Source organism: Flavobacterium sp. RSP49, from assembly GCF_003968735.1.
Taxonomy (GTDB): Bacteria; Bacteroidota; Bacteroidia; order Flavobacteriales; family Flavobacteriaceae; genus Flavobacterium.
On record NZ_RYDN01000056.1, the window covers coordinates 1 to 6,826 of the forward strand.

Genomic DNA, 6,826 nt, shown 5'->3' on the forward strand with positions numbered 1-6,826 from the left:
TCCCGAACAGAGTAGTTAAGCCCGCCTGCGCAGATGGTACTGCAGTTATGTGGGAGAGTATGTCGTCGCCTTTCTTTGTTGGAACCCCAGTCTGAAAAGACTGGGGTTCTTTTGTTTATAGGTACCACGTGTTCGCCATGCGGGCTCGGTTCGTCGCCTTTCTTTATTTGAACCCCAGTCTGAAAAGACTGGGGTTCTTTTGTTTATAGGTACGACGTGTTCGCCCTGAGGGCTCGGTTCGTCGCCTTTCTTTATTTGAACCCCAGGCTGAAAAGACTGGGGTTCTAAAAACTCTTTAACGAGTGATCTTTACGATCAAACCCAAAAATCATGCTAACCGTCATAAACTCAAAGCTACCCATGCGCAACAAAGCGATTACACGGGATTTCTATGTGAACCACTTGGGTTTTCAAGTATTGGGTAATGCTGACTTTGACGGGTATTGGATGGTGCAAAAAGACACGATTGAAATTCATTTTTTTGAGTTTATAACCATTGATTCTGTTGAAAATTACGCTGGAGTTTACATTCTGGTGCAGGATTTTAAATTGTATATAAAAACTTCTTGAACAATGGCGTTGCCATTCATCCCCAAGGTCCTTTGGAAATCAAACCGTGGAAACATAGGGAATTTTCAATATTGTATCCAGATTATAATTTATTGACTTTTGGGTAAAGTTTGTAGTGAATCTGCAGTCGTAAAAAAGCAATTTAGTATTTTTACAGTTGAATTAAGGAAATAAAAAAATGAAAATACTACTCCTCGGCTCAGGCGAATTAGGAAAAGAATTTACAATCGCAGCACAATGCATTGGGCAAATCATAATTGCGGTGGACAGTTACGAAAATGCACCCGCCATGCAAGTTGCCCATGATTTTGAAGTGATCAACATGCTCGACGGAGAAGCCCTAGACCGCATCGTTGCCAAACACCAACCTGATTTCATAGTTCCCGAAATAGAAGCCATCAGAACCGAGCTTTTTTATGACTATGAAAAGCAAGGAATTACCGTAGTTCCTTCGGCGAAAGCGGCAAACTTCACGATGAACCGGAAAGCGATTCGGGATTTAGCATGTAAAGAATTAGGATTAAAAACCGCAAATTACCGCTACGCCACTACTGCCGCGGAATTACGGAAAGGCGTTAAAACCGTTGGAATGCCGTGTGTCGTCAAACCATTAATGTCTTCGTCCGGAAAAGGACAATCCACCATAAAAACCGAAGCCGATATCGAAAAAGCATGGAAGTATGCCGTGGAAGGTTCCCGTGGCGATGTCGTAGAAGTGATTGTAGAAGCATTTGTCAAATTCAATTCGGAGATTACTTTATTAACGGTGGTACAAAACAATAATCCGACACTTTTTTGTGCGCCAATTGGCCATAGACAAGAACGTGGCGATTATCAGGAAAGCTGGCAACCCGCCAGAATTTCCGACAAGGATTTGTACGAAGCGCAAGACATGGCCGAAAAAGTAACCGAAGCTTTGGGCGGCGCAGGACTTTTTGGAGTCGAATTTTTCTTGACTGATGACGGCGTTTATTTCTCAGAATTATCGCCTCGACCACATGATACCGGAATGGTAACTTTAGCTGGAACACAAAACTTCAATGAATTTGAATTGCATTTACGCGCTATTTTAAGTTTGCCTATTTTTGGAATCACATTAGAAAAAGCGGGAGCCAGTGCAGTCATTTTAGCTTCGGAAAACTCTACAAACCCAACGTACTCCGGTATCGAAAAAATTGCGGCTTTACCTAAAACGGATTTCAGAATCTTTGGCAAACCAACTTCAAGACCCTACCGCAGAATGGCAGTGGCTTTAGTAAGTGATACCGTAGAAACTCCAATTGAAGAAGTGGTAGAAAAAGCAAAAAATGCAGCAAGGTTGATTACCGTGCATTCGTAATTACATTTAATAAACTTCCAATATTATACCGAAAACAAGATGAAAAAAAATTCGCTAAATCAGTGTTATCAGCGTTCCTTTTTATCATCTTGTGAATTATCACCTAACCATTCGAAAGTTCTTCTGGAACCTTTAAATACCTTTGATAAAAAAATACCGATGTCTAATTCTATCGTAGACATCCTGAATAATGATTACCCACACTGCCTTCAAGGGAAAGTTTTCAAAGAAAAAAAATATTTACTTACACATAGGGTTTCCAAAAACGAATGAATATTGCCTCCATGGTCACAATAAATTCGAGAAAGAACCGGGTTATTTTCATGGTGCAATGTATGTTAATTATTGTCTGGCGGTAGCGCAAAGTATTGCCACATTTGGCCTTGCTCAATTCTTTTTTGCTGAAAGTTTTGATTGACGAATCATTTCAATTATTGCAGTTGTCATTATTGAAATGGCTTCTATTAACATTCCTCTTTCCAGATTAATATGAATTTACATGTTTAAAAATTATTCGATGTAAAAAACGAGTATCTTAGCTAAAGCAAAAAATAATCAATTATGAAAAAGTTATTATACTTAACCCTTTTGTTCGTTGTAACATTAGCAAGTGCTCAGGATAAAGATAATAAAGAAGAACCAAAACCACAAATTGTTGAGGCTGCTTGTGGTCAATGCCAGTTTGGAATGGAAGGACACGGTTGTGAATTAGCCGTTCGTGTGGATGGAAAATCTTATTTTGTTGATGGTAGTTCAATCGATTCGCACGGAGATGCACACGCCAATGACGGTTTTTGTACAACAATACGAAAAGCCGAAATTGTTGGTAAAATTGTAGACAATCGATTCAAAGTAACTTCTTTTAAATTACTGCCAAAAAAATAAAAAAAGGGCCTTAAACATTTGTTTTAGGCTCTTACTATTTATTTCGATTTCATACTCGATTTTAGATTGACATTCTCAAAACTCGAAATGTCTATTACTTCCTCCAAATCAACATCAAAAGAAATTTTCACACTGTCACCCACAATTGTTACCGGCAATTGATTGGATATTTGTGACGAACCCACAAAAATATTAGGATAATCTTTCACCTTAAAATAATAAAAGCTATTCCCGTTTTTCACATCATTCTGAATTCTCGTTACTACTGATTTTACTGATTTTTTATTGGAAACACTATTCGAATTTATTTTATTATCTGCCATATTATATACGTTTTTAAACGAAGTCAAGGTTTCCCGCATTGTATTGCCGACGCCTACAATCGTGTAATCTGAAATAGCCACCATCGCAAACATTTTAACTAATCCGCCATCATCTTTCAGTGTCATCACATAGGTAGGAATGTTATTAATATTGTACGGAATAGGCAACGACGCTTTATATCCTTTCTCCTGAACTTTCCCTTGTGCAGAGCTTTGAGCAGCAAATTCTGTTGCGCCGCCTTGTTTGTAAAAGGTAGTTTCCTTGGTTCTGGTATCTACCAATACAAAACCTACAGCAGATTCTTCTTTGCCCACCGAAGTCAATCCGGTGTACCAATAAGCTTTGTTGTCTTTTCCATATACCAATGTCATTCCTTCTGTAATTTGCAGTTTGTCCTGATTAGAAAAATTCCAATAGCCGTGAACATATTCACCCCAATCATTCAACTGATGTTCTATAAAATCCAAAGGCTGAATTCGATCCACCCATTTTGGCGTTTTAGCAATTGAATATTCATTTATTGCCCCAGATTGTGCATCAACCACAATAACTCCCGTAGCTTCTTTTCCTGAAAAACCAATTTTTTTCACATATTTAGTGACAATCCAAAACGGATTTCCAGCATCATCAATTTCAAAACTAAAATCAGCCAGACCAACAGTAGCATTTCCATTAAAATAAACGTGTCTGTGAATGTCACTTTGAAAGTAAGCGCCTTGCTGGTATTTAATCTTAATGTTCTTCCCTCCTACACTCTGAACTAATTTCACATCACGTTCATTGGTTGCAGAAACCATAACATATCCCGCAGTTCCCTCTTGGTTGTTAAACCATTTCAAAAAACCAGAATGTAATAATGGAGCAACCCAGTACAAGTTATTGTTCACCTTTTGGATACAAAAATCCCCCAATTCTACCTGACTTCCCAAAGCGGGTTGAGAACCTAAAATTTTCTCTCCCAAAAGATGGGCTAGTTCCTCATCGACCACACGGATTTTATCAATTGAAATTGGAGCAATATGATTCGTAATTTTTTGTCCGTTTTTAACCTCGCCTATTAATTTTTGATACGAATCGCTTCGGAACATTTTTAGGCTGGTTATAAAAGGAAGCGCAACACAATACGCTAAAAGCAATCCTACCAAAACAAACAAAATCTTGTTAGGTTTGGAAACAATCTTGACTTGCTTTGTTTGCTGAGAAATAGTCAAACCAACAGAAAATAAGATCCCTATTACTAACAACAGTAATAAAATAAAAGCAAAACCAGTAAATCCATAATTGATTACCGGAAGGTTGCCATAAAACAATAAAAAACTAAAAAGGAGTAAGAAAGCTATTGATAAAATCTTTTTCATAAAACTAAGTTTTAAGTATTAGTCTTTAATACTCCTAAATGTTACACTAATAAAAGTGTCAATTTTAAAGAAAACAATAACCCTATTTACAATACCGCAAAAAACAGTATTTTTGCATTCTGATTGGAATTCATTTTTCAGTCTTTAATTTTTTTCAATCTTTAAAATAAAAACATGAAAGCATACGTATTTCCAGGTCAAGGCGCGCAATTCACAGGAATGGGTAAAGACTTGTATGAAAATTCTGCTCTCGCAAAAGAATTATTCGAAAAAGCCAATGCAATTTTAGGTTTCCGCATCACAGACATCATGTTTGAAGGAACAGCCGAGGAATTGAAAGAAACCAAAGTGACACAACCAGCCGTTTTCCTCCATTCGGTGATTTTAGCAAAAACATTAGGGGAGGATTTCAAACCAGAAATGGTAGCGGGACATTCATTGGGTGAGTTTTCAGCTTTAGTAGCTAATGGTACTTTATCTTTTGAAGACGGCTTGAAACTGGTTTCTCAAAGAGCTTTAGCTATGCAAAAAGCCTGCGAAATAAAACCATCGACTATGGCGGCCGTTTTAGGATTGGCTGACAACATTGTAGAAGAAGTTTGTGCTTCGATTGACGGAATTGTAGTCCCTGCAAATTACAACTGCCCAGGACAATTAGTGATTTCAGGAGAAACATCAGCAGTGGAAAAAGCGTGTGAAGCGATGAAAGGCGCTGGTGCAAAACGTGCATTATTGTTGCCTGTTGGAGGTGCTTTTCACTCTCCAATGATGGAACCGGCTCGTGAAGAACTGGCCGCAGCTATTGAAGCAACAACGTTCTCAACTCCTATTTGTCCGGTATATCAAAATACAACAGCCAGTGCAGTGTCAGACCCCGCAGAAATTAAGAAAAACCTAATCATTCAATTGACAGCTCCGGTAAAGTGGACACAATCAGTACAGCAAATGATCCAAGACGGAGCAACCTCGTTTACTGAGGTAGGCCCTGGAAAAGTATTAGCAGGATTGATCGGGAAAATTGACAGAGACGCTGTTACCGCTAATGTATAAAATAGTGGTAATTGGTGTCCAATAAACGAAATTTCCCCAGACTTATGTTTGTAGCGATTTTGTTTATCTTTATACGATGAATGTACTCAATTATCAATTTTTTAAAATGAAAATATAATGAAAAAAGCACTTTTAGGATTAGTATTTGTTGCCACTTTAATGACTTCTTGTAAAGAAGAAACAAAAGAGGAAGTGAAAGAAGCTAGAGAGGCCATTAGTAATGAAATGGAAGGAGCTATCGGTACTGCGGCGGTAAAAGTTGATGCTGCCGCTGATTCTACCAGAATAAAAGCAGGAGAAATTCTTAAAAAAGGAGCTGACAAAATAAATCAGGCTGCTGAAAAACTGAAGGAATCCGGAAAAGAATAATTCAAAAACAAGGCTGCCCGGAAAGTAATTTCCAGACAGCCTTGTTTCTAAATTGAGTATACAAGCCCTAATCTAGTTGCGTACTGTAAATTAATAAAGAGGTACAACGTTAAATCTTGGAAAACCGGGTTAAATTTCAAGAATTAATTTAAACAAAAATAAGCTTAAATAGTTCATAAAATTACGATTATACCCGAAGTTATCGGGTGCTCAAATTCTTTATCGCGCACAAAATTCAAATAACCAAAGTCATTTAATTTTAGAGGTTAGTTTGGTTCTACAATTGATAACCCTCAATTTATTGATTCGAATATCTTAAAGTCATATTGAAGAGACTGATATTCATTTGTTTTATCTTTTTTTGTATCTAAAGATATATTGTCGAAATAATCAATCTCTAACCTTAGCTCTTGAACTGTTGATTTGTAAATATTTTTTTTGAAACCTAGATAAATAAATGTAGATTAGCTTACTATTGAAGGAGCAAAATTTCCTTTATATTATTTCAAATGAAATGGATTACTAGAGAACGCCCTAAAATTGATAGAATAGCCAGTCCTTGGTTGATCAAAACTTTTGTAGACAAAAACGCTGAATTTATTTATGTCCCATTCAGTGATGTTTTGAATAAAGCAAAAGAATTTGATGCCATTCCTTTTGATATTCCTAATGTAGAATACACACATTATGAAGAGAAAAGCACCTTTGATTATATTGTAAAAAAATATAAAATTAAAGACCCAGCTATTTTAATTATAGCTGATATTGTGCGTGGAGCAGACACAGATAGACACGATATTGCAAAAGAATCAGCGGGACTTTTGGCAATTTCAGCGGGACTTTCTTATAATATTATATGCTTGTCCGTATTAACACCTAATTATTTTGTATCTTTAAAATCTAAACAGATTTGATATGAATATTTTAGATT

8 protein-coding genes are annotated in these 6,826 nt (G+C 36.8%); 7 read left to right on the forward strand and 1 reads right to left on the reverse strand.

Annotation, left to right across the window (positions count from 1 at the left end):
* The first annotated feature begins 330 nt into the window (after nucleotides 1-330).
* The 4 genes from EKM02_RS14480 (at nucleotide 331) to EKM02_RS14495 (ending at nucleotide 2,794) form a co-directional block, all read left to right on the forward strand.
* Nucleotides 331-570 (forward strand): VOC family protein, encoded by a 240-nt coding sequence (locus EKM02_RS14480; RefSeq protein WP_317124997.1) that lies wholly within the window; start codon nucleotides 331-333, stop codon nucleotides 568-570.
* A 178-nt stretch (nucleotides 571-748) separates the two neighbouring features.
* The gene (gene purT / locus EKM02_RS14485; RefSeq protein WP_126456366.1) at nucleotides 749-1,909 is read left to right on the forward strand and encodes a formate-dependent phosphoribosylglycinamide formyltransferase; all 1,161 of its coding nucleotides are present in this window, start codon (nucleotides 749-751) and stop codon (nucleotides 1,907-1,909) included.
* Nucleotides 1,910-2,099: 190 nt separating this feature from the next.
* Nucleotides 2,100-2,327 (forward strand): hypothetical protein, encoded by a 228-nt coding sequence (locus tag EKM02_RS14490; RefSeq protein ID WP_234423207.1) that lies wholly within the window; start codon nucleotides 2,100-2,102, stop codon nucleotides 2,325-2,327.
* A 143-nt stretch (nucleotides 2,328-2,470) separates the two neighbouring features.
* Complete coding sequence (locus EKM02_RS14495; protein WP_126456368.1) at nucleotides 2,471-2,794, forward strand: DUF6370 family protein; 324 nt, start codon at nucleotides 2,471-2,473, stop codon at nucleotides 2,792-2,794.
* A gap of 38 nt (nucleotides 2,795-2,832) precedes the next feature.
* On the opposite strand, the gene EKM02_RS14500 is transcribed toward EKM02_RS14495, so the two are convergent.
* Nucleotides 2,833-4,476 carry a hypothetical protein gene (locus EKM02_RS14500; protein WP_126456370.1) on the reverse strand — a complete coding sequence of 548 codons (1,644 nt, stop codon included), beginning with the start codon at nucleotides 4,474-4,476 and terminating at the stop codon, nucleotides 2,833-2,835.
* A gap of 174 nt (nucleotides 4,477-4,650) precedes the next feature.
* Here EKM02_RS14500 and fabD point away from each other — a divergent pair, with 174 nt between their 5' ends.
* From fabD to EKM02_RS14515, 3 genes are all read left to right on the forward strand, one after another.
* On the forward strand, nucleotides 4,651-5,526 hold the full coding sequence (gene fabD, locus EKM02_RS14505; protein ID WP_126456372.1) for an ACP S-malonyltransferase: 876 nt from the start codon (nucleotides 4,651-4,653) through the stop codon (nucleotides 5,524-5,526).
* Nucleotides 5,527-5,643: 117 nt separating this feature from the next.
* Nucleotides 5,644-5,895 carry a hypothetical protein gene (locus EKM02_RS14510; RefSeq protein ID WP_199878497.1) on the forward strand — a complete coding sequence of 84 codons (252 nt, stop codon included), beginning with the start codon at nucleotides 5,644-5,646 and terminating at the stop codon, nucleotides 5,893-5,895.
* 509 nt (nucleotides 5,896-6,404) lie between these two features.
* Entirely contained in the window at nucleotides 6,405-6,809 is a 405-nt protein-coding gene (locus EKM02_RS14515; protein WP_126456376.1) for a chromate resistance protein ChrB domain-containing protein, read from the forward strand.
* The last annotated feature ends 17 nt before the right edge of the window (nucleotides 6,810-6,826 follow it).

Bases quoted from the DNA above. Each gene is read 5' to 3' on its own strand.
- EKM02_RS14500 (WP_126456370.1), bottom strand. From the start codon at position 4,476: ATGAAAAAGATTTTATCAATAGCTTTCTTACTCCTTTTTAGTTTTTTA.
- EKM02_RS14490 (WP_234423207.1), top strand. From the start codon at position 2,100: ATGATTACCCACACTGCCTTCAAGGGAAAGTTTTCAAAGAAAAAAAAT.
- purT (WP_126456366.1), top strand. From the start codon at position 749: ATGAAAATACTACTCCTCGGCTCAGGCGAATTAGGAAAAGAATTTACA.
- EKM02_RS14495 (WP_126456368.1), top strand. From the start codon at position 2,471: ATGAAAAAGTTATTATACTTAACCCTTTTGTTCGTTGTAACATTAGCA.
- EKM02_RS14480 (WP_317124997.1), top strand. From the start codon at position 331: ATGCTAACCGTCATAAACTCAAAGCTACCCATGCGCAACAAAGCGATT.
- fabD (WP_126456372.1), top strand. From the start codon at position 4,651: ATGAAAGCATACGTATTTCCAGGTCAAGGCGCGCAATTCACAGGAATG.
- EKM02_RS14510 (WP_199878497.1), top strand. From the start codon at position 5,644: ATGAAAAAAGCACTTTTAGGATTAGTATTTGTTGCCACTTTAATGACT.
- EKM02_RS14515 (WP_126456376.1), top strand. From the start codon at position 6,405: ATGAAATGGATTACTAGAGAACGCCCTAAAATTGATAGAATAGCCAGT.